Genomic DNA, 20,538 nt, shown 5'->3' on the forward strand with positions numbered 1-20,538 from the left:
ACGCAGCGTGACGCGCCTCGCATCTGCCCGGAGCGGCTTGACTGTGTACACGGGAGATCGCCAGGCTGGCGGCATGCGGTACGAACTCCTGCTTTACGGGCGGGTCCACGTGGACCTCGTCCGCTACGCGAGCGCGCGTTGTCGGAACGACTGAACGAACCCGGTCCCCGACCCGATCCCCCCGCGCCCGCGCACGCCGCCCCCGCGGCAGAAGGAAGCACCTCCATGACGGCCCCGACCGCCTCCATCGCCGCCCCGGCCGCCTCCGGCCTGCCCGGCTCGCCCGACCTGCTGCGCTCCGTCTTCCGCCGACACGCCGCAGGCGTGGCCGTGATCACCGCCGAGGAGGGGGGCCGTCCGGTCGGATTCACCGCGACCTCGCTCAACTCGGTCTCCGCGGATCCCCCCTTGCTGTCCTTCACCATCGCCACGGGGGCCTCCAGCTGGCCCGCGATACGCGACGCCGAGCACCTCGGCGTCCACATACTCGGCGAGCACCAGCAGGACCTCGCGGGCCTGTTCGCCCGCAGCGGAGCCGACCGCTTCGGGCCCGGCACGGGCTGGGCCGAGGGTCCGTACGGGGTTCCGGTGCTGGACGGCGTACTGGCCTGGCTGGTGTGCCGCGTGGTGGCCCGTGTGCCCGCAGGGGCGCACCGGGTGATCATCGCGGAGGCGGTGGCGGGCGACCCGGCCGGGGAAGGCCGGCCGCTCCTGTACCACCAGGGTCGCTTCAACGCGCTGCGCGACTGAATCGTCCCTGCTGGGGCGGGTTCGTGCGGCGTTGGACAGATCACAGTTCACCGGCCTTGCCACCGCGGGGCACCCACGGTGTACTGACGAGTAACATTCCCTTCGGAGCGCGGGCCGCCCCGACCGGGATCCGCCCGACAAGGCGCCTATGCTGCCTGCACAAGGCGGTATCAGAAAAAAGACGATGCGGTAGGAGAGCCGGCGTGAGCCTGAGGATCGTTGTCTGTGTGAAGTACGTGCCCGACGCCACCGGCGACCGGCACTTCGCCGATGACCTGACGGTCGACCGCGACGACGTCGACGGTCTGCTGTCGGAGCTCGACGAGTACGCCGTCGAGCAGGCGCTGCAGATCGCCGAAGAGGCCGACGACGCCGAGATCACCGTCCTGACGGTGGGCCCCGAGGACGCCAAGGACGCGCTGCGCAAGGCGCTGTCCATGGGTGCCGACAAGGCCATCCACGTCGAGGACGACGACCTGCACGGCAGCGACGTCATGGGCACCTCGCTGGTGCTCGCCAAGGCCATCGAGAAGGCCGGCTACGACCTGGTCATCACCGGTATGGCCTCGACCGACGGCACCATGGGCGTCCTCCCGGCGATCCTGGCCGAGCGCCTGGGCGTCCCGCAGGTCACCCTGCTCTCCGAGGTCAAGGTCGAGGACGGCACCGTGACGGGCCGCCGCGACGGCGACTCCGCGAGCGAGCAGCTGGAGGCCTCCCTCCCGGCGCTCGTCTCCGTGACGGACCAGTCGGGCGAGGCCCGCTACCCCTCCTTCAAGGGCATCATGGCCGCCAAGAAGAAGCCGGTGGAGTCCTGGGACCTGGAGGAGCTGGAGATCGAGTCGGACGAGGTCGGCCTCGAAGGCTCCTGGACCGCGGTCGACTCCGCGACCCAGCGCCCGGCCCGCACCGCCGGCACGATCGTCAAGGACGAGGGCGAGGGCGGCAAGGCGCTGGCCGAGTTCCTGGCCGGCCAGAAGTTCATCTAAGAGCTTCGGCCGAAACCCTCCCGATCGCCCCCTGACTACTTCGCATTCGCAGGAGCATTCCCATGGCTGAAGTCCTCGTCTACGTCGACCACGCGGACGGTGCCGTCCGCAAGCCCACCCTTGAGCTGCTGACGCTGGCCCGCCGCATCGGCGAGCCCGTCGCCGTCGCCCTCGGCGCCGGTGCGGCCGACACCGCCGCCGTGCTCGCCGAGCACGGTGCGGTCAAGGTCCTGACCGCCGACGCCCCCGAGTTCACCGAGTACCTCGTCGTACCGAAGGTGGACGCGCTCCAGGCCGCGTACGAGTCCGTGTCCCCGGCCGCCGTGCTCGTCCCGTCCTCCGCCGAGGGCAAGGAGATCGCCGCCCGCCTCGCGGTCCGCATCGGCTCCGGCATCATCACCGACGCCGTGGACCTGGAGGCCGGTGACGAGGGCCCGGTCGCGACGCAGGCCGCGTTCGCCGCGTCCTTCACCACCAAGTCCCGCGTCTCCAAGGGCACCCCGGTCATCACCGTCAAGCCGAACTCGGCTCCGGTCGAGGCCGCCCCGGCCGCCGGCGCCGTCGAGGCGCTCGCCGTCACCTTCGGCGCCCTGGCCACCGGCACCAAGGTCGTCTCCCGCACCCCGCGCGAGTCGACCGGCCGCCCCGAGCTGACCGAGGCCGCGATCGTGGTCTCCGGCGGCCGCGGCGTCAACGGTGCCGAGAACTTCGGCATCATCGAGGCCCTCGCGGACTCCCTCGGTGCCGCCGTCGGCGCCTCGCGCGCCGCCGTCGACGCCGGCTGGTACCCGCACTCCAACCAGGTCGGCCAGACCGGCAAGTCGGTCTCCCCGCAGCTGTACATCGCCTCCGGCATCTCGGGCGCGATCCAGCACCGGGCCGGCATGCAGACCTCGAAGACCATCGTGGCCATCAACAAGGACGCCGAGGCCCCGATCTTCGACCTGGTCGACTACGGCGTGGTCGGCGACCTCTTCGCGGTCGTCCCGCAGCTGACCGACGAGATCAAGGCCCGCAAGGGCTGACCTGCTTCGATGCTGTGACTCGGGGCCGCGTGGTGACACTCACCACGCGGCCCCGAGGTGTTTCCTGCAACCATTGACTAGACAAGAACCCCTCATTAAATTCTGCTATGCGGATCTAAGCTTCCGTGAAGCGGAAAAAGAGGAGAGTGCACGATGGGTCAGCAGGAGAAGGTGGCGACGAGCCTCGCCGGCGCGGTCAGCGAGGGCATCAGCGCCTCCCTCGCGCCGGTGGACGCGGAGCTCGCGCGCCACTACCCGGGCGACCCCGGCACCCGCCAGCCCATCCACACGGTCTACGTCCCCGGTGACGTCTTCGCCGCCAACACCATCCGCTCGTGGGGCGACCAGGCCCTCGCCGCCCTCGACGAGCACGCCCCGGACGCCGTCACCTTCGCCAAGGTCCTCGGCATCTCCGACGAGCTGGCCGTACCCGTCTACGACCGGGTCCGCGCCAAGCTGCTGCGCGAGCCCATCGAGGACCTCCGCGTCGACTTCGAGGACGGCTTCGGCGTCCGCTCCGACGAGGAGGAGGACCAGGCCGCGGCCCGCGCCGCCCGCCTCGTCTCCGAGGCCTTCGCCAACGGCACGAACGCCCCGTACATGGGCATCCGCATGAAGTGCATGGAGTCCAACGTCCGCGACCGCGGCATCCGCACCACCGACATCTTCCTCTCCGGGCTGCTGGAGCACGGCGGCCTGCCCGAGGGCCTCGTCCTGACCCTCCCGAAGGTCACGTACGCCGAGCAGGTCAGCGCCTTCGTCAAGCTGCTGGAGGCCTTCGAGACCGCCCGAGGCCTGCGCCCGGGCCGCATCGGCTTCGAGATCCAGATCGAGACCAGCCAGTCGATCCTCGCCTCCGACGGCACCGCCACCGTGGCCCGGATGATCGAGGCAGCCAAGGGCCGCGCCACCGGCCTGCACTACGGCACCTTCGACTACAGCGCCTGCGTCGGCGTCTCCGCCGCGTACCAGTCGAGCGACCACCCCGCCGCCGACCACGCCAAGGCGATCATGCAGGTCGCGGCCGCCGGCACCGGCGTACGGGTCTCCGACGGCTCGACCAACGTCAAGCCGGTCGGCACCACCGAGCAGGTCCACGAGGCCTGGAAGCTGCACTACGGCCTCACCCGGCGGGCGCTGGCCCGCGCGTACTACCAGGGCTGGGACATGCACCCGGCCCACCTGCCGACCCGCTACGCGGCGGTCTTCACGTTCTACCGCGAGGGCCTCGAAGCCGCGGCCGCGCGGCTGAAGGCGTACGTCGCGAAGATCGAGGGCGACGTGATGGACGAGCCCGCCACGGCCAAGGCCCTGGCCGGCTACCTGGTCCGCGGCCTGGACTGCGGCGCGGTGGGCGCCGAGGAGGTCACCGCCCTGACCGGTCTGACCCGCGCCGAGCTGGACGCGTTCGCGATCCCGCGCCGCTCGGCGACGCTCACGGCGACCGCCTGATCGGTCCCACGGCGGACGGGGGCCCGGCCGGTACGCCCCGGCCGGGCCCCGCGGCGTTTCACAGGGGCCCGAGGACCCACCGGTGGAGGGCGCCGTCCTGACCCGCGGTGACGAGCAGGCTCCCATCGGGGGAGAAGGCCACGGCGTTGACGGCCCCTTCGTGGCCCGGAAGCGACCCGCCGGCGCGCTGCCCCGTCGCCGGGTCCCACAAGAGCGTCGTGCCGTCCGCGCAAGCCGAGGCCAGCAGGTCCCCGCCCGGCGAAAAGGCCAGGTCGGTCACCGGGGCGGTGTGACCGATCAGCGGTCCGCCGCGTTGGAGGCCGCTGCGCGGGTCCCACAGGCGTACGGTCCTGTCCTCGCAGCCCGTCGCCAGGGTCCGGCCGTCCGGCGAGAACGCCACCGCCCGGTGAACCGCGAGGGGCGCCTCCAAGCGGTGCGGATGACGCGCGTGCCAGACGAGCACCCTGCCGTCGGTGCCGGACGTGGCGAGCACCTGCCCGTACGGGGCGAAGACGAGGGCGACGACCTTGCCCTGGTGGGCGGCCAGGGGACCGCCGAACTGCCGTCCCGTGGCCAGATCCCTGAACTCGACCGTCCCGTCCGCGTCCGCCGTGGCCAGCAGCCGGCCCTCCGGTGAGCAGGCGAGCCGGGTCAGGGCGCCGGTGTGTTCCGTCTGCACTTCCCGATGGACGGCGCCGGTCGCCGGACCGGTCAGCCGGACCGCACCGCCCGTGTGCGCCGTGGCGAGCAGGGTCCCGTCCGGGGTGAACGCCAGGCACCCGGGCAGGGCCCGTGCCTCGGCCGTCCCGGCCCGCAGCGGCCGCCGTGTGACCGGGGACCACAGGCGGACCACTTCGGTCACCGTGGTCGCGGCGATCATGCCGGCGTCGGGCGAGAAGGCCACCCGGACGAGGGCGGCCCCGGCCTGTACGGGCGGCAGCCGGACCGGCTGCCGGTCACGCAGGGCCACGCCCAGGGCCGTCGCCGCGAGCGGTGTCGTACGGCCGGGGCCGGTGCCGGAGCGCTCGTAAAGGAGGGCCGTCTCGTCGGAGGACGCGGTGGCCAGCAGCCTTCCCGTGGCCGAGAAGGCGATGTCCTCGATCCGCCCGGCGTGGTCGCTCAGCGGTGGGCCGACGGGCAGGCCGGTGGCCGTGTCCCACAGGCGTACCGTCGCGTCGTCGGAGCCCGTGGCGAGCAGCCGGCCGTCGGGCGAGAAGGCCAGGGCGCGGACCGGGCCGGCGTGGCCCGGAAGGGTCAGCTCGTCACGTCCGCCGGCGGCCTCGTGCAGGGAGGTACGGCCGTCGCGGTGGCCGAGGGCGAGCAGCTGCCCGTCGGGGGAGAGGGCGACGGCCTCCGGAGTGCCGCCGTCCGCGGCACGGGGCGCGCCGGCGACACCCCTGTCGAGCAGGTCCCAGACGCGTGAACTGCGGGCTGCGGCCAGCAGCCGGCCGTCGCGGGCGAAGGCCACCGCGTCGATCGGGTCGGTGCCGCCGCCGTGCGTGAGGACGAACGGAAGCCCGCCGGTGGACAGGTCGCAGAGCCGTACCGTGCCACCGCGTTCCAAGGTGGCGGCCATGCCCCCGGTCGGGGAGCAGGTGATGTCGGTGACGGGGGAGGCGTGGCCGGTGAGGGGCGGACCTTCGGGTCGGCCTGTCGCCGGTTCGATCCGGTGGAGCACCGACGGATCCCTGGCGTCCGCGGCCAGCAGCTGCCCCCCGGGGGTGAACGCGAGGGGGTGCGTCGCGGTGAAGGGGGTGATGGTGCCGACGCCCGTCGCGGTGTCCCACAGCTGGACGGTGTCCCCGCCGGCGGATGCCAGCAGGCGGCCGTCGGGGGAGAAGGCCACGTCCCGGACCGGGGCGAGGTGCCCGGTGAGGCGGTGCCGGAGGGCGTACGGGGCCTGGCCGGCGGCCGGCGGGGGAGTCCGGCCGGCATCCGGGGCCGGGGCCGCCGGGGGATCGGGCCGGTGAACCGGTCCGGGAGCCGGCTCGGAGGGCGGCTCGGAGGGCGGGTCGGCGCCCGGCTCGGGGGCCGCGGCCGGTTCGGGGGCCGGTCCCCGACCCGGTTCGGGGTGCCGGGACGTTCGGGGTGCCTCGGAGGGGCCGTCGGGGTCGGCGTGGGCGTGGGCGTGGGAGGCGAAGAGGCCGAAGAGGCCCTCGATCCGGACGGGGTCCTGGGGAGCGGCGGGCTCCTGTGGGCCGGCGGGCTCGTGCGGGCCGGCGGGCTCGTGCGGGCCGGCGGGTTCGCGGGGGCCCGTGGGCGCGTCCCGGGAGGTCTCGTGCACCGCCTCACCGCTCGCCGCGGCGGCCCGCGCGGCGCGTGCCGCGCGGGCGCGGGAGTGCCCGGGAGGCTGCAGCGCGGCCAGGTCCTGCCAGCGCCTCCGCCAGACGGCGAGTTCGGGTGCGGTGTGGGCGGGGATGGCGGTCGGGCGGCCGTATTCGTCGTACGACAGCAGGATCCGGACCAGTGCCATGAAGGTGTCCGACCGCACGAGCCTCTTGCCGTTGAAGGCATCGCTCTGGGTGGCCACCGGCAGCCGGAGCCCGGTACCGGAACCGGCCGCGCGGGCTTCGAGATCGCGGTACGAGGGCCGGCCCCGCCCGATCCGTAATCGCGTCAGCTCACCGGCGAGCGCGGCGAGTCCCTCCTCGAAGGCGGCGCGCGGCTGCGGCTCCGTGTCCCCCATGTCCCCCCTCGGCCATGTGTGGCCGCCCAGGTTAGAACGCCGCGGGCGGAACAGTCCCGAACTTTCCCGAACGAGCGGGAACGGGTGTGGCGTTCGGCCGAACGAGCCCGTCGTTCAAGGGACTTCCGGGGCGATCGGCTCGGACCGGATCCGTTCCGTACGTGCGGGCCGGCGGCCCGTCCGGGGGTGCAATCGAGCCATGACCACTCCACGCGAAACGCAGCAGCAGCACCAGCCGTTCCTGTCCCTGCACACCGCCGTCGTGCTCGTCATCGCCCTGCTGATCGGCGGCGTGGTCGGCGGGCTGAGCTTCCTGGGCGGGGTTCCCGTCGCCCTGTCCGTACTCGCCGGGCTCACCGCCGCCGGCGGGGCCGTGCCCGTACTGCGCGGGCTGATCCTCTGAAGCCGGACCCCTACGCGGCCGGGGGGAGTTCGCCCGAGCCGCGGGGGATCAGCCGCGTCGGGAGCTCGATGCGGGCCGGGGGGAGGGCGGCGCCCGCGAGGCGCTGGAACAGCCGGTCGGTGGCCACCCGGCCCAGGGCCGCCGCGTCCTGGGCCACCACCGTCACCCCGGGCCGCAGCAGGTCGGCCAGCTCGAAGTCGTCGAAGCCGACCAGGGCCACCGGCCGAGGGCGCTCCGCCAGCACCCGTACCAGAGTGACCGTCACCCGGTTGTTCCCCGCGAACACCGCGGTGACGGGGTCGGGGCCCGTCAGCATCGCCCGGGCCGCCTCCCCGACGCGGTCCGGAGTGGTCGTGCCGAGGGAGACCCAGGGCTCCGCCACCGGCAGCCCCGCGTCCGCCATCGCCGCCCGGTAGCCGCGCAGACGCTCCGTCGCCGTGTGGATGTGCGGCTGGTCCCCGATGAAGCCGATCCTGCGGTGGCCGCCGCCGATGAGGTGCGCCACGCCCGCGCGGGCACCGCCGAAGCTGTCCGACAGCACCACGTCCGCGTCGATCCGGCCCGCCGGGCGGTCCACGAACACCGTGGCCACGCCCGCCCGGATCTCCGGCTCCAGGTACCGGTGGTCGTCCCCGGCCGGGATCACGATCAGCCCGTCCACCCGGCGCGCGCACAGCGCCAGCGCCAACTCCCGCTCGCGGTCGGGGTCCTCGGCGCTGGACCCGTTGATGAGCAGTGCCCCGTGGGCCCGGGCCACCTCCTCCACGGCGCGGTTCAGCGGCCCGTAGAAGGGGTCGGCGAGGTCCTCCAGGACCAGCCCGACCGTGGCCGTACGGCCCTTGCGCAGCACGCGGGCGCTGTCGTTGCGGCGGAAGCCCAGCGCCTCGATGGCCTCCTGGACCCGCCGGACGGTGTCGGGGGTGACCCCGGCCTCGCCGTTGACCACGCGCGAGACCGTCTTGAGGCCCACACCCGCGCGGGCCGCCACGTCCTTCATGGTCGGCCGGTTGCCGTAGCGGGGGTCGGACGGGCGGCGGGTCTGCGGCACGGGACGGAAACCTCCGGAGGCGGTGGTGGGGCGGGGCCGGGCTGCCCTTTCCGACCTTGAGGATAAGCACTGGGCCGGGGAGCGGGTTTCCGTGGCAGGGTGATGCGGGCAAGCCACTGGGGGCTCCGGACGAGCCATGGGGAGAGGGGTAGACGTGATTGTCTGGATCAACGGCACATTCGGCGCCGGGAAGACCAGCACGGCCCGCGAACTGACCGGGATCCTGCCGGACAGCACCCTGTACGACCCGGAGCTCGTCGGCGACGCACTACGCCAACTGCTGCCGCGCAAACGCCTCGCGGAGGTGTCCGACTATCAGGACCTGCCGAGCTGGCGGCGTCTGGTCGTGGAGACGGCCGCCGCGATGCTCGCGGAGCTGGGCGGGGTGCTGGTGGTGCCGATGACGCTGCTGCGGCAGGAGTACCGGGACGAGATGTTCGGCGGGCTGGCCGCCCGCCGGATTCCGGTGCGGCACGTGCTGCTCGCCCCAGCGGAAACGATCCTGCGCGAGCGGATCGCCACCCGGGAGGAGCCGGGGGACCCGGCCGACGTGGACGTCAGGGTGCGGCAGTGGGCGTACGACCACATCCCCGTCTACCGGCAGGCGCTGGGCGGCTGGCTCGCGGCGGACGCGCACGTCATCGACAACGGCGCCCTGACCGTACGCGAGACGGCGGAGCGGATCGCCGAAGCCGTACGCACGGACGCGGCCCGGGTCTGCGACATCGTGCAGACCCCGGAGCCGACGCGGGAGACGGTCGCGGCCGGGGTGCTGCTCTTCGACGACGAGGACCGGGTGCTGCTGGTCGATCCGACGTACAAGCCGGGCTGGGAGTTCCCGGGCGGGGTCGTGGAGGCGGGCGAGGCGCCGGGGTGCGCCGGGGTGCGGGAGGTCGCGGAGGAACTGGGCCTGGAACTGGAGGCCGTGCCGGGGCTGCTCGTCGTGGACTGGGAGCCGCCGGTGCCCCCGGCGTACGGGGGGCTGCGACTGCTGTTCGACGGGGGCCGGCTGTCACCCGCCGCGGAGGCGGGGCTGCGGCTGCCCGGCCCGGAGCTGCGGGCGTGGCGGTTCGTCACGGAGGAGGAGGCGGCGGACCTCCTGCCCCCGGTCCGCTACGAACGGCTGCGCTGGGCCCTCCGGGCCCGCGAACGGGGCCGCCCCCTCTACCTGGAGGCCGGGCGCCCGAGGCCGTAGTCGAACCGTCGCAGCCGTCGGACGGGGCGGCGGCCGGGTGTGTCGTGCCGGTCAGCCCGGGCCGGCCGGCACGACATGCCCTAGGGAAGGGACGGTTCCGCGGCTGCGGCCGTGCGGAGGGCGGCGGCCGTGCCCTCGGTCAGCGGGTCGCCGTGCCCGAAGCAGGCCACGGACGGGGACAGCGCCGCCAGACGCCTGAACGAGGCCTGGGCCTGCGCGCGGTCCACGTTGAACACACCCAGCATCACCTGCCCCACCGCGGCGATGCAGTCCCCCGTGAACAGCACACCGTGGCGCGGCAGGTGGATGCCGATGCTGCCCGGCGTGTGGCCCGGGGCGTGGACGACCACCGCCCCGCCACCGAACCCCATCACGTCGCCGTCCTCGACCTCCCGGTCCACCCGCGTCGGCGGCGCGGGTGGCACCGTCAAGCCGTGCTCGTACAGCGGGCGTTCCCAGTCGAGCAGGTCCGGATCCGGTACCGGGAGCTCACCCCGGACCACCGGAGCATCCAGCCGGTGCGCCACCACCCGCGCACCCCAGCGGCCGGCGAGCTCCTCCGCGGCCCCGACGTGGTCGCGGTGGCAGTGGGTCAGGACGATCCGCTCCAGCCGTCGCGGGTCCAGCCCGAGGGAGCGGACGGCCTCCTCGATCACCGGCGCGGAACCGGCGTGTCCGGCGTCGACGAGGGTCAGGGCTTCCCCGTCCTGCCAGAGGTACGCCTGGCCGATCGGGAAGCGGAGCATGTGGAGCCGCTGCGGAAGCACTTCGACGAGATCCATGCCCCGAACGTACGTCCGCCGGCTCCGCTCCCGGCACGCCTTTCACCGGGAGCGGAGTTCGCCCTTGGCGCAGGCCGACCGGCCCCGGCCCGGCCCCGGCCCCGGCCCCGGCTCGGGGCCGGTCCGCGGGTCAGCCGCGCTTGGACTCCGCGTAGTTGACCAGGAACAGGGCCTCCGCGACCGACAGCCGCTCCAGCTCCTGCGGAGAGACGCTCTCGTTCACCGCGTGGATCTGCGCCTCGGGCTCGCTCAGCCCGATGAGCAGCATCTCCGCCTCCGGGTAGAGCGAGTTCAGCGTGTTGCACAGCGGAATCGATCCGCCCATGCCACTGATCTGCATCTCCTCGCCCGGGTACGCCGCCTGCAGGGCCGCCGCCATCGACGCGTACGCCGGGCTGTCCGTGTCCGCCCGGAACGGCTGGCCCTGGCCCACGACCTCCAGGCCGAGGCGTGCCTGCCACGGAGTGTGCGCCACCAGGTGCGCCTCCAGCAGCTTGACGGCCTCGGCCGTGTCCACGCCCGGCGGCACGCGCAGGCTGACCAGCGCGCCGGCGCTCGCGTGCACCGAAGGGGTGGCGCCGACCACCGGCGGGCAGTCGATGCCGAGCACGGTGACGGCAGGACGGGCCCACAGCCGGTCCGCGACCGTACCCTCGCCGATCAGCCCGACCCCGTCCAGTACGCGGGCGTCGGCGCGGAAGTCCGCCTCCGGGTACTGCAGGCCCTCCCACACGGCGTCCGAGGCCAGGCCGTCGACGGTCGTCGAACCGTCCGCCGCGCGCAGCGAGTCCAGCAGCCGGATCAGCGCGGCCAGCGCATCGGGGGCGGCGCCGCCGAACATGCCGGAGTGCAGGTTGCCGCCCAGGGTGTCGATCTTCACCTTGATCAGGCACATGCCGCGCAGCGTCGCCGTCACGGTCGGCAGACCGAGCCGGAAGTTGCCCGTGTCGCCGATGACGATCGTATCGGCGGTCAGCAGCTCCGGGTGGGCCTCGGCGTACTGCTGGAGACCGCCGGTGCCCTGCTCCTCCGAGCCCTCGACGATCACCTTCACGCTCACCGGCACACCGCCGTTGGCCTTCAGCGCGCGCAGTGCCAGCAGGTGCATGATGAACCCGCCCTTGCAGTCCGCGGCCCCGCGCCCGTACCAGCGCCCGTCGCGCTCGGTGAGCTCGAAGGCGGGGGAGATCCAGGCCGCGTCGTCCAGCGGCGGCTGCACGTCGTAGTGCGCGTACAGGAGCACGGTCGGCGCACCCGCCGGCCCCGGCAGGAAGCCGTACACCGACTGCGTGCCGTCGGGGGTGTCGAGGAGCGCCACGTCCTGGAAGCCCTCGGCGCGCAGCGCGTCGGCCACCCAGTTCGCCGCACCCTGGCTCTCGCTCTGCGGGAACTGCGCCCAGTCCGCCACCGACTGGAAGGCCACCAGCTCGGTCAGCTCCTGCTTGGCGCGGGGCATCAGCGAGGCGATGGTCTCGGCGATCGGATTCTGGGACATGGGCACGCTCCTCTTGGGTGCGACGTTGTGTAGGTGTACGCCGTGTACGCGTACGCCGTGTATGTGTACTCGGCAGTACGTGCACGCCGCCCGCATCCGCGTGGTGGGCGTATGCCGGGTACGGCGAAAGGCAGTCCCGATCCTCGCACAGCAGGACGGGCCGGTCTCGCGCCGTAGGATTTCCCTGCATCGGAGCAACCGCATGATCAGGAGCAGCAGCACATCGTGAGCAGCGACGACAGCACCGTCGGGGGACCCGACTCAGCAGCAGGGCAGGCCGCTCAGGGGGCGGAGGACGGGATGGCCGAGGTGCCCGGGGGCACCGGTGACGTGTGGGACGTGGTGGTGGTCGGGGCCGGCCCGGCCGGAGCCTCGGCCGCGTTCGCGGCGGCGACGGCGGGGCGGCGCGTACTGCTGCTGGAGAAGGCCGAGCTGCCCCGGTACAAGACGTGTGGCGGCGGGATCATCGGTCCCTCGCGCGACGCCCTCCCGCCCGGGTTCGTCCTGCCCCTCCAGGACCGCATCCACGCGGTCACCTTCTCGCTCAACGGGAAGCTGACCCGCACCCGCCGTTCGCGGCAGATGCTGTTCGGGCTCGTCAACCGGCCCGATTTCGACGCCGGGCTGGTCGCCGAGGCCGAGAAGGCCGGAGCCACCATCCGTACGGGTACGGCCGTCTCGCGGGTCGAGCAGCACGGGGCGGCGGTGCCCGACCGGCGCACGGTCGCCGTGGTGCTCGCCGACGGCGAGACCGTCCTGGCGCGCGCCGTGGTGGGCGCGGACGGCAGCGCGAGCCGGATCGGGGCGCACGTCGGCGTCGAGATGGACCAGGTGGACCTCGGCCTGGAGGCGGAGATCCCGGTTCCGCAGACGGTCGCCGAGGACTGGAAGGGGCGGGTACTGCTCGACTGGGGCCCGCTGCCCGGCAGTTACGGCTGGGTCTTCCCCAAGGGCGACACCCTGACCGTCGGGGTCATCTCGGCGAAGGGCGACGGCGCCGCGACCAAGCGGTACCTGGAGGACTTCATCGCCCGGCTCGGCCTCGCCGGCTTCGAACCCGCCATCTCGTCCGGACATCTGACCCGCTGCCGCAAGCCCGAGTCGCCGCTGTCGCGGGGCCGGGTCCTGGTCGCGGGCGACGCGGCCGGACTGCTGGAGCCGTGGACCCGGGAGGGCATCTCCTTCGCGCTGCGCTCGGGCCGGCTGGCCGGGGAGTGGGCGGTGAAGATCTCCGAGGCGCAGGACGCGGTGGACGCGCGCCGCCAGGCCCTGAACTACGCGTTCGCGGTCAAGGCCGGACTGGGCGTGGAGATGAGTGTCGGCAAGCGGATGCTGACCGCCTTCGAGGCCAAGCCGGGCCTGCTGCACGCCGCGATCACGGGCTTCCGCCCGGCGTGGCGGGCCTTCGCCCGCATCACGCGGGGTGCGACGACGCTGCCGGACCTGGTGCGGACGTACCCGCTCGCCCGCAAGGCGCTGCACATCCTGGACGGGAGGCAGGCACGGAACCGGGCCGAGGGGCAGGAGCCCGGGCGGGGGCCGGAACACGGGCCGGAGCAGGGGCCGGAGCAGGAGACGGACAAGGCGTAACCGGTTCCGGGGCCGTGGCCGGGGGGCCCAGGGGCCTGGGTCCGGGATCTGGATTCCGGAGTTCTGCGGGTTCCTGGCCCGGGCGCGGGCCGGGGACCGGCAGGGGCGCGGGCCGGCCGGTGAGCCGGGTTCCGGGAAACGGGCTACGGCGGCGGGGTTCTCCCCGGCCGGTGTACGGATGAGGGTGGCGGTCTTGCCGGGCGTGCGGGCAAGGCCGCCGCTGGTTTTGCGCGGGGTGGGGCGGGTCGGCGTGGCGGGCCGGGGCCGGGGCGCGACGCGGGGGCGTGACGGCCGGGGTGCGATGGCGGTCGGCCTGGCGGGTCGGGGTCGGGGCCGGGGCCGGGCAGGGGCACGCCGCGGTGCGCGATGGGCGGTCTGCGGTCCGCGGTCCGCGGTCCGCTATGTGCGCCGGGCGGCGCGAGCCGCCCGCGGGTGCTGCGTACGCCGGGTGCGGCCGGGTGTGTCAGTTCGACACCGTGATGCGGAAGACCGGGTGGTCGCCGGCGGCGGCCTGGAGCTCGGCGTCGGAGGACCGGGCGGTCACGCCCTGGAAGAACCGGTTGACCTCCCAGCCCCACTTCTCCAGGTACGTGCGCAGGAGAGCGGCCTTCTGCACGGGGTCGGTGATCTCGGTGACCGTGAAGGTGCGCACCTTGCGGCCCACGCGCAGCTCGCCGCCGCCCGCCACCCGCATGTTGCGGACCCACTGGGAGTGGCCGCGCGCCGACACCAGGTACTGCTCGCCCTCGTACGTGTGCGGGTTGACCGGGATCCGCTGCATCTGGCCGGACTTGCGGCCGCGCACCGACAGCTCGGCCGAGCCGGCCAGGCTTATGCCGAGACGTGCCAGCTTCCCGAAGAACGAGTTGAAGCGGGTGGCGAGCGGGCTGGCCTGTACGTAGTACGGGGTGGGCGCGTTCATGACTTGCTCCGGGTGATTAGGAGAGCGGTGCTCTCGCTTGAGATCAGTGTGCACGGATCGCCACCCCAAAGCAAGAGCAGTGCTCTCTAAGTGGATCTCCGCTCTGATTTTTGGGCAGTGCTCTGTTTCTGGCACACTGCTCGTATGAGTACCGTGCGCGGGGCCCGGGAGCGGGCCCGTATCGAGGTCACCGCCGCCATCAAGGACGAGGCGCGCCGCATGCTCGCCGCCGAAGGCGCCGCCAAGCTCTCGCTCCGCGCCGTGGCCCGCGAGCTGGGCATGGTCTCCTCGGCCCTCTACCGCTACTTCCCGAGCCGCGACGAGCTCCTGACCGCCCTCATCATCGACGCCTACGACAGCATCGGCGCCGCCGCGGAGCAGGCCGACGCCCACGCCCTCGCCGCCGGAGCCCCTCCCCGCGAGCGGTGGACGGCCGTCTGCGAGGCTGTCCGCACCTGGTCCCTGGACCATCCGCACGAGTACGCCCTCATCTACGGCTCCCCGGTCCCCGGCTACAGCGCCCCCATGGACACCGTCGGGCCCGCCTCCCGCGTCGGCAACACGTTCATCGGCATCGTGCGCGCCGCCCATGCCGGTCGGGGCCTCGCGCTGCCGCCGCTGCCCGCCGATCTGCGCCCCGAAGCCGTCCGGATGACGGAGGACTTCGCCGAGGGGCTGCCGCCCGAGGTCACCGCCGCCCTGGTCGCCGCCTGGGCGCAGCTGGTCGGCCTCATCTCCTTCGAGCTGTTCGGCCAGTTCAACCGGGTCGTCGAGGACCGGGCCGCCTTCTTCGCGCACGCCGCGGGCCAACTGGCCCACGGGGTCGGGCTGCCCGCCGTATGACGGCTCGCGCCGCCGTGCGTACGACGGCCCGCTTGGCGGCTCCCGCGACGGCTCCCGCGACGGCCCGCGCGACGGCTCTCGCGACGGCTCCCGCGACGGCTCCCGCGACGGCCCGCGCGACGGCCCGCGGGGGCCGCACGGTGCGCGTGATTCACATGATGAGGTGACGGATCGCTTGTCTGTTCCTCACATCAATCCGAGTGGTTCGGCTTTCACCGAACGGGCGCCCGTCTAGTGTTCGTCGGGTCGTGCTCCCGCCCCCGCCCCTCGCCGGAGGAACAGCCGTGGCCCGCGCCGTGAAGGCCCTGTACGCCGTCCTGGTCACCTCCTTGCTGGCCGCCCCGGCGCCCGCCGTGACCGCCTCGGCCGGCACCGCCTCCCCGGCCGGTGCCGCCGCCGAGGAGGCGACCCCGGCCCCGAGACCCCGGGCGGCCGGCGTACGGGGCCTGGAGATCGGCGTCCCCGCCTACGCCTGGGCCGGCGACGGCATGCTGGGCGACCTCGTCGCCACCACGCCCGCAGCCTCCGTCGTCGTCCTCAACCCGGGGAACGGTGACGCCCCCTTCGACGGCCGCTGGCAGGCCCGCGCCGACGCGCTGAGGGCCGGAACCACCGCCACCGGGGAGAAGACCAAGGTCCTGGGCTACGTTCACACCGACCACGGCAACCGCGGCATCGCCGCCGTCAAGGCCTCCGTCGACAACTACCTGAAGACCCGCGACGGCCGCCTGCACGTGGACGGCATCTTCTTCGACGTCGTCAGCCGCGACTGCGGCCCCGGGAACGCAACCCGCGACCACTACGCCCGACTGCGCGAGTACGTGCAGGACACCATGAACGCCGTGGACCCCACCGCGGCCGACCTCGTGGTCGACAATCCCGGTACCGCCATCGCCGACTGCTACCTGGAGCCCGGCCACCGCACCGCGGACGTCTTCGTCACCTTCGAGGACACCTACGCCGCGTACACGGGGAGCGGCTGGCTCGGAGGGAACGTTTTCGCAGACTCGGGCGGCTACCGCGCCGGTACCGAACTCGACCCGACCGGCACCGCGTTCTGGCACCTCGTCCACGCCGTCCCGGACGCGGCCGCCATGCGCACCACGCTGCGTACGGCCTTCGACCGCGGCGCGGGCTACGCCTACGCGACCGGCACGCGGATGCCCAACCCGTGGGACGAATCGCCGAGTTGGAAATACCGCAGTCAGACCCTGTACGCCGCCACCCTGGGCTGACGAACGGGGCGGCCGGAGGGGCCGGCGACGGCGGCCGGGTACCGGCCGGAGGCAGTCGGTGAGGCCGGAGCGCGGCCGGGGGTTCGGCCGGGGGCTCGGCCGTCAGGCGCCGTCGTTCTCCGGGCGGCGGGCGAAGCGCCACAGGACGTGCGTGATCCGGAGCAGGAACACGACCCCCGCCAGGACCCCGGCCGCCAGCCTCAGCGCGGCATCGGCGGTGGGGGAGGCGTCGAAGACCAGGGCGGGGCCGTAGACCGCCCCGAAGACGAGCGCGGCGGCGAAGCATCCGCTGATGAACGCGTAGCCGATCTCCGTGGTGACCGCGTCCCGGTCCGCCTGAGTCCGTCTCCCCATGTACGCATTGTCACAGCCCGTACCGCCCTGTCACAAGGACGCCCGGAGCCCGCATCGACCGCCGCACGACGCCTTCCGCAGGCGGGGTGCGCACCCCGCCCGCCGGCCGGTCCCGCCCGTCAGCCGATCCCGCCGTAAGCCGGCCCCGCCCGTCAGCCGATCCCGGCCGTCTCCACCCACCGGCGCGCCAGCGACTCGTCGCCGCTCACCCCCGGGCCCATCAGCGGAAGCCGGTTCCACAGCGCCTCGTACAGCCACGAAGCCGTCCCGGTCACCTCGCAGTGCGCCGGGTCGCCCGTGTCGCCCGACACCGTGCGGGGCGGCTCCGCCGACAGGTGTACGGTCCACACCGCGCCCGTGTCGGCCGCGCGGACCCGCATCACCTGCGGCTCCTCGGTCCGCATCCGGCTGCGCGGCCGCGCGTGGAAGCCGGTCAGCAGCTCGTCCACACCGTCCTCCGCGAACTCCGGTGCCACCGGGGAGTAGACCGCGCCGAGCGCCGCCTCCGCGTCCATCCGGTGCACGGCCGTCTCGTGCGCCTGCCGACGCGCCCAGAACGCCAGCGGCGACGGCGCGGCCGTCGGCAGGAAGGTCCAGCACTGCACGTCGGCCGGAGCCTCGGTCAGCACCCGGACCAGCGCCTCGTGACCCTCCCGGTACCAGGCCAGCAGCTCGGCGCCGGCCAGCTCCGGGGCGTCCGGGAACGGGCCCGGCTCCAGGACGGCGTCCCCGACGTACCCGGCGGCCCAGCGGTGCACCGCACCCGTGTGCCGCAACAGGTCGGCGACACGCCACCCGGGACAGGTGGGCACGGGGGTATCCGTACCCGCCCGCTCGGCCGTCTCGGCGAGCAACTCGCCCTCCCGCGCAAGGGTCTCCACATACTCCGAGATCTTCATGCGGGCAGTGTCGCACCGGCCGCCGGCAATGCCGGTGAGAATGGAGCCATGGACGGGGAACTCTTCCCGCGCGAGCGGACCGAGATCGCCCCCGGCGCCGTGCACGTGCCCGACTGGCTCGGGCCCGGGCGCCAGCGGGAGCTGCTCGCCGCCTGCCGTGACTGGGCGCGCCCTCCCGCGGGCCTGCGCACCGTACGGACACCGGGCGGCGGGACGATGACCGCCCGCCAGGTGTGCCTCGGGCTGCACTGGTACCCGTACGGGTACGCCCGCACCGCCGTGGACGGCGACGGGGCACCGGTCAAGCCCATGCCCGGCCGGCTCGCGGAGCTGGGCCGGGAGGCGGTTGCGGCGGCGTACGGGCACCCGCCCCCGCCCGGCGCCTGCGAGCCCCCGGACGCGGACCCGTACCGGTACGCGCCCCCGGACGCGCCCCCGGAGGCGGACACCGACTGGTGCGCCGACCCGTACGCGTACGACATCGCGCTGATCAACTTCTACGACGGCGACTCCCGCATGGGCATGCACCGGGACGCCGAGGAGAAGTCCGCGGCTCCGGTGGTCTCCCTCAGCCTCGGCGATACGTGCGTCTTCCGCTTCGGCAACACCGCCTCGCGCGGCCGCCCGTACCAGGACGTCCGGCTGCGCAGCGGGGATCTGTTCGTCTTCGGCGGCCCGGCACGGCTGGCGTATCACGGGGTGCCGAAGGTCCTGCCCGGCACCGCCCCGCCCTGGCTCGGGCTGACCGGGCGGCTGAACATCACCCTGCGGGTCGGCGGCCTCGGCACCGGCCCCGACTGACCGGCGGCGCCGCGCACCCCGCCGATCATGCGAGGATCGCTGTCATGAACGGCAACGGGGCCCCGCCGCGGGTGGGGGACGCGACCACGGTGTCCGCGGCGTCTACGGATTCGGCCGCGTCTTCCGGCTCGGCCGCGTCCTCGGCGCGGGCCAGGCTGGAACGGGGCCGCGGCGCCCTCGGCCCGGCGCTGGAGCTCGTCCACACCGGCCGGGCCCCGACCCGCGCCGTGCTGACCGCCGAGCTCGGCGTCACCCGTGCCACCGCCGGGGCGGTCGCCGCCGAGCTGGAGGCGCTCGGCCTGATCCGCGTCGACTCCCGCCCGGGCGGCGCGGGCGGCACCCAGGGCCGCCCCTCGCACCGGCTCTCCATCGACGAGAACGGCCCCGTGGCGCTGGCCGCACAGGTGCACTCGGACGGGTTCCGGGCGGCGCTGGTCGGCCTCGGCGGCCGGATCGTGGCCACCGCCCCCGGCAAGGTCACCGTCTCCGCGGACCCGGCGCAGGTGCTCGGAGCCGTCGTGGAGGCGGGCGCGGAGCTCCTCGCCGAGACCGGCCGCCGCTGCGTCGGCGCGGGGCTCGCGGTGCCCTCGGCGGTCGCGGAGCCGGACGGTACGGCGCTGAACCCGCTGCACCTGGCCTGGCCGGCCGGGGCTCCCGTACGGGACATCTTCACGGAGTGCGTGAAGGCGGCCGGGATCGACGGCCCGGCCCTGACCGGGAACGACGTCAACCTGGCCGCGCTCGCCGAGCACCGGCACGGCGCGGGGCGCAGCGCCCAGCACCTGCTGTGCGTGGCCACCGGCCACCGCGGGGTGGGCGGCGCGCTCGTACTGGACGGCCGCCTGCACAGCGGGAGTTCGGGGCTGGCCCTGGAGGTCGGCCACCTCACGGTGAATCCGGAGGGCCGGCCCTGCCACTGCGGCAGCCGCGGCTGCCTGGACGTGGAAGCCGACCCGCTGGCCTTCCTGACCGCGGCGGGCCGCACCCCCGGCCCCGAGGTGTCGCTGCTCCAGCAGGCGCGCGACCTGCTGCGCGAGGAGTACGCGGAGCCGGCGGTGCGGGCGGCCGCCGAGGAGCTCATCGACCGGCTGGGGCTGGGCCTCGCGGGTCTGGTCAACATCCTCAACCCGGACCGGATCATCCTCGGCGGACTCCACCGCGAGCTGCTCTCCGCGGACCCGGAGCGACTGCGCGCGGTGGTCGCGGACCGCAGCCTGTGGGGCCGCAGCGGGGGAGTCCCGATCCTGCCGTGCACCCTGGACCACAACAGTCTGGTGGGCGCCGCGGAACTGGCCTGGCAACCGGTCCTGGACGACCCCCTGGGCGCCCTGGGGACGGCGGCGTAACCCCGAGCGCCCCGCGCGCCCCGCGTCGGGCGCAGGGCGGGGCGGGGCCGGTCGGGCGGCGGGGCCGGCCGGGAGTCGGGCGCGGGCCGGACGCCGGGCCGGAAGCGCGGCGGCCGGAGCCTACCCGGGCCTGGCGCCGACCGAGGCCGCCACCGGCATCGCTGTCGGGACCGCCGTCGGGTCGACGGCGACCACCACCGCCGGCGCGGGCTCTCGTACGGGCTTGGACCCGCTGCCCACCGGGGCGGCGCGGAGCGAGAACCACACCACCTTCCCGGGGCCGTCGGCCTGGCTGCGCGCGCCCCAGGACTCGCTGACCGCCGCGACCAGAGCGAGACCGCGCCCGCACGTCTCCAGCGCGTCCACGGCCGGCTCCCGCAGGACGGGAAGACGCGGATCGCTGTCGTAGACCGAGACCGTGAGCCGACCCAGCCGCAGCTCGATCTCGACCGTGCACGTCTTGTCCGGCTGCGCGTGGCGGTGGACGTTGCTGAGCAGCTCCGTCACGCCGAGCGCAGCCCGGTCTATGAGCGGATCGAGCTGCCAATGGCGCAATTGCGCTGAAACGATCCTCCGGATCTGTCCGATCCGGGACGGCAAGGCCTGCAGTTCGACGACGCAGTGCCTGCGGGAATGACTGATCACGGCTGCGACTCCCCGACATGAGTGTTACGGGTGCTGCACCCTCGGTAATGCTCCACCAGGGTCACCCACGGTGCCCGT

General features: G+C 74.1%; 20 protein-coding genes. 12 read left to right on the top strand and 8 right to left on the bottom strand.

The window, feature by feature from the left end:
* Positions 1-73 precede the first annotated feature (73 nt).
* The 5 genes from ACFYXV_RS09840 (at position 74) to ACFYXV_RS09860 (ending at position 4,216) form a co-directional block, all read left to right on the top strand.
* On the top strand, positions 74-154 hold the full coding sequence (locus ACFYXV_RS09840) for a putative leader peptide (RefSeq protein WP_359173546.1): 81 nt from the start codon (positions 74-76) through the stop codon (positions 152-154).
* Between the two features lie 71 nt (positions 155-225).
* On the top strand, positions 226-750 hold the full coding sequence (locus tag ACFYXV_RS09845) for a flavin reductase family protein (protein ID WP_385473202.1): 525 nt from the start codon (positions 226-228) through the stop codon (positions 748-750).
* A gap of 203 nt (positions 751-953) precedes the next feature.
* Positions 954-1,739 carry an electron transfer flavoprotein subunit beta/FixA family protein gene (locus ACFYXV_RS09850; protein ID WP_229342647.1) on the top strand — a complete coding sequence of 262 codons (786 nt, stop codon included), beginning with the start codon at positions 954-956 and terminating at the stop codon, positions 1,737-1,739.
* Between the two features lie 62 nt (positions 1,740-1,801).
* On the top strand, positions 1,802-2,764 hold the full coding sequence (locus ACFYXV_RS09855; RefSeq protein ID WP_383339117.1) for an electron transfer flavoprotein subunit alpha/FixB family protein: 963 nt from the start codon (positions 1,802-1,804) through the stop codon (positions 2,762-2,764).
* A gap of 153 nt (positions 2,765-2,917) precedes the next feature.
* Entirely contained in the window at positions 2,918-4,216 is a 1,299-nt protein-coding gene (locus ACFYXV_RS09860) for a DUF6986 family protein (RefSeq protein ID WP_389382528.1), read from the top strand.
* A gap of 58 nt (positions 4,217-4,274) precedes the next feature.
* On the opposite strand, the gene ACFYXV_RS09865 is transcribed toward ACFYXV_RS09860, so the two are convergent.
* Entirely contained in the window at positions 4,275-6,902 is a 2,628-nt protein-coding gene (locus ACFYXV_RS09865; protein WP_389382530.1) for a hypothetical protein, read from the bottom strand.
* Positions 6,903-7,101: 199 nt separating this feature from the next.
* On the opposite strand from ACFYXV_RS09865, the gene ACFYXV_RS09870 reads away from it, so the two are divergent.
* Positions 7,102-7,305 (top strand): hypothetical protein, encoded by a 204-nt coding sequence (locus ACFYXV_RS09870; RefSeq protein ID WP_383339108.1) that lies wholly within the window; start codon positions 7,102-7,104, stop codon positions 7,303-7,305.
* A 10-nt stretch (positions 7,306-7,315) separates the two neighbouring features.
* Here ACFYXV_RS09870 and ACFYXV_RS09875 read toward each other — a convergent pair whose 3' ends face one another.
* Complete coding sequence (locus ACFYXV_RS09875; RefSeq protein ID WP_389382532.1) at positions 7,316-8,353, bottom strand: LacI family DNA-binding transcriptional regulator; 1,038 nt, start codon at positions 8,351-8,353, stop codon at positions 7,316-7,318.
* 136 nt (positions 8,354-8,489) lie between these two features.
* Between ACFYXV_RS09875 and ACFYXV_RS09880 the strand changes: the two genes are divergently transcribed.
* Positions 8,490-9,548 (top strand): NUDIX domain-containing protein, encoded by a 1,059-nt coding sequence (locus ACFYXV_RS09880; protein WP_385836041.1) that lies wholly within the window; start codon positions 8,490-8,492, stop codon positions 9,546-9,548.
* 80 nt (positions 9,549-9,628) lie between these two features.
* On the opposite strand, the gene ACFYXV_RS09885 is transcribed toward ACFYXV_RS09880, so the two are convergent.
* Entirely contained in the window at positions 9,629-10,330 is a 702-nt protein-coding gene (locus ACFYXV_RS09885) for an MBL fold metallo-hydrolase (RefSeq protein WP_389382533.1), read from the bottom strand.
* Positions 10,331-10,460: 130 nt separating this feature from the next.
* The gene (locus ACFYXV_RS09890; protein ID WP_389382534.1) at positions 10,461-11,825 is read right to left on the bottom strand and encodes a dipeptidase; all 1,365 of its coding nucleotides are present in this window, start codon (positions 11,823-11,825) and stop codon (positions 10,461-10,463) included.
* 300 nt (positions 11,826-12,125) lie between these two features.
* On the opposite strand from ACFYXV_RS09890, the gene ACFYXV_RS09895 reads away from it, so the two are divergent.
* A complete protein-coding gene (locus ACFYXV_RS09895) occupies positions 12,126-13,415 on the top strand; it encodes a geranylgeranyl reductase family protein (protein ID WP_389382832.1) in 1,290 nt (429 codons plus the stop codon).
* Positions 13,416-13,878: 463 nt separating this feature from the next.
* On the opposite strand, the gene ACFYXV_RS09900 is transcribed toward ACFYXV_RS09895, so the two are convergent.
* Complete coding sequence (locus ACFYXV_RS09900) at positions 13,879-14,337, bottom strand: nitroreductase/quinone reductase family protein (protein ID WP_385473181.1); 459 nt, start codon at positions 14,335-14,337, stop codon at positions 13,879-13,881.
* Between the two features lie 144 nt (positions 14,338-14,481).
* Here ACFYXV_RS09900 and ACFYXV_RS09905 point away from each other — a divergent pair, with 144 nt between their 5' ends.
* The gene (locus ACFYXV_RS09905; protein ID WP_383499382.1) at positions 14,482-15,180 is read left to right on the top strand and encodes a TetR/AcrR family transcriptional regulator; all 699 of its coding nucleotides are present in this window, start codon (positions 14,482-14,484) and stop codon (positions 15,178-15,180) included.
* A 284-nt stretch (positions 15,181-15,464) separates the two neighbouring features.
* Positions 15,465-16,415 (top strand): spherulation-specific family 4 protein, encoded by a 951-nt coding sequence (locus ACFYXV_RS09910; RefSeq protein ID WP_385473175.1) that lies wholly within the window; start codon positions 15,465-15,467, stop codon positions 16,413-16,415.
* A 102-nt stretch (positions 16,416-16,517) separates the two neighbouring features.
* Here ACFYXV_RS09910 and ACFYXV_RS09915 read toward each other — a convergent pair whose 3' ends face one another.
* Positions 16,518-16,769, bottom strand: a complete 252-nt coding sequence (locus ACFYXV_RS09915) for a DUF6332 family protein (protein WP_385473172.1) — start codon at positions 16,767-16,769, stop codon at positions 16,518-16,520.
* A 152-nt stretch (positions 16,770-16,921) separates the two neighbouring features.
* On the bottom strand, positions 16,922-17,668 hold the full coding sequence (locus ACFYXV_RS09920) for a maleylpyruvate isomerase family mycothiol-dependent enzyme (RefSeq protein ID WP_389382535.1): 747 nt from the start codon (positions 17,666-17,668) through the stop codon (positions 16,922-16,924).
* A gap of 48 nt (positions 17,669-17,716) precedes the next feature.
* On the opposite strand from ACFYXV_RS09920, the gene ACFYXV_RS09925 reads away from it, so the two are divergent.
* On the top strand, positions 17,717-18,469 hold the full coding sequence (locus ACFYXV_RS09925; RefSeq protein WP_389382536.1) for an alpha-ketoglutarate-dependent dioxygenase AlkB family protein: 753 nt from the start codon (positions 17,717-17,719) through the stop codon (positions 18,467-18,469).
* A gap of 44 nt (positions 18,470-18,513) precedes the next feature.
* On the top strand, positions 18,514-19,815 hold the full coding sequence (locus ACFYXV_RS09930) for an ROK family protein (protein WP_389382538.1): 1,302 nt from the start codon (positions 18,514-18,516) through the stop codon (positions 19,813-19,815).
* Between the two features lie 120 nt (positions 19,816-19,935).
* On the opposite strand, the gene ACFYXV_RS09935 is transcribed toward ACFYXV_RS09930, so the two are convergent.
* On the bottom strand, positions 19,936-20,460 hold the full coding sequence (locus ACFYXV_RS09935; RefSeq protein WP_383339084.1) for an ATP-binding protein: 525 nt from the start codon (positions 20,458-20,460) through the stop codon (positions 19,936-19,938).
* Positions 20,461-20,538: the final 78 nt, after the last annotated feature.

Source organism: Streptomyces sp. NPDC002181 (assembly GCF_042890485.1).
GTDB lineage: Bacteria > Actinomycetota > Actinomycetes > Streptomycetales > Streptomycetaceae > Streptomyces.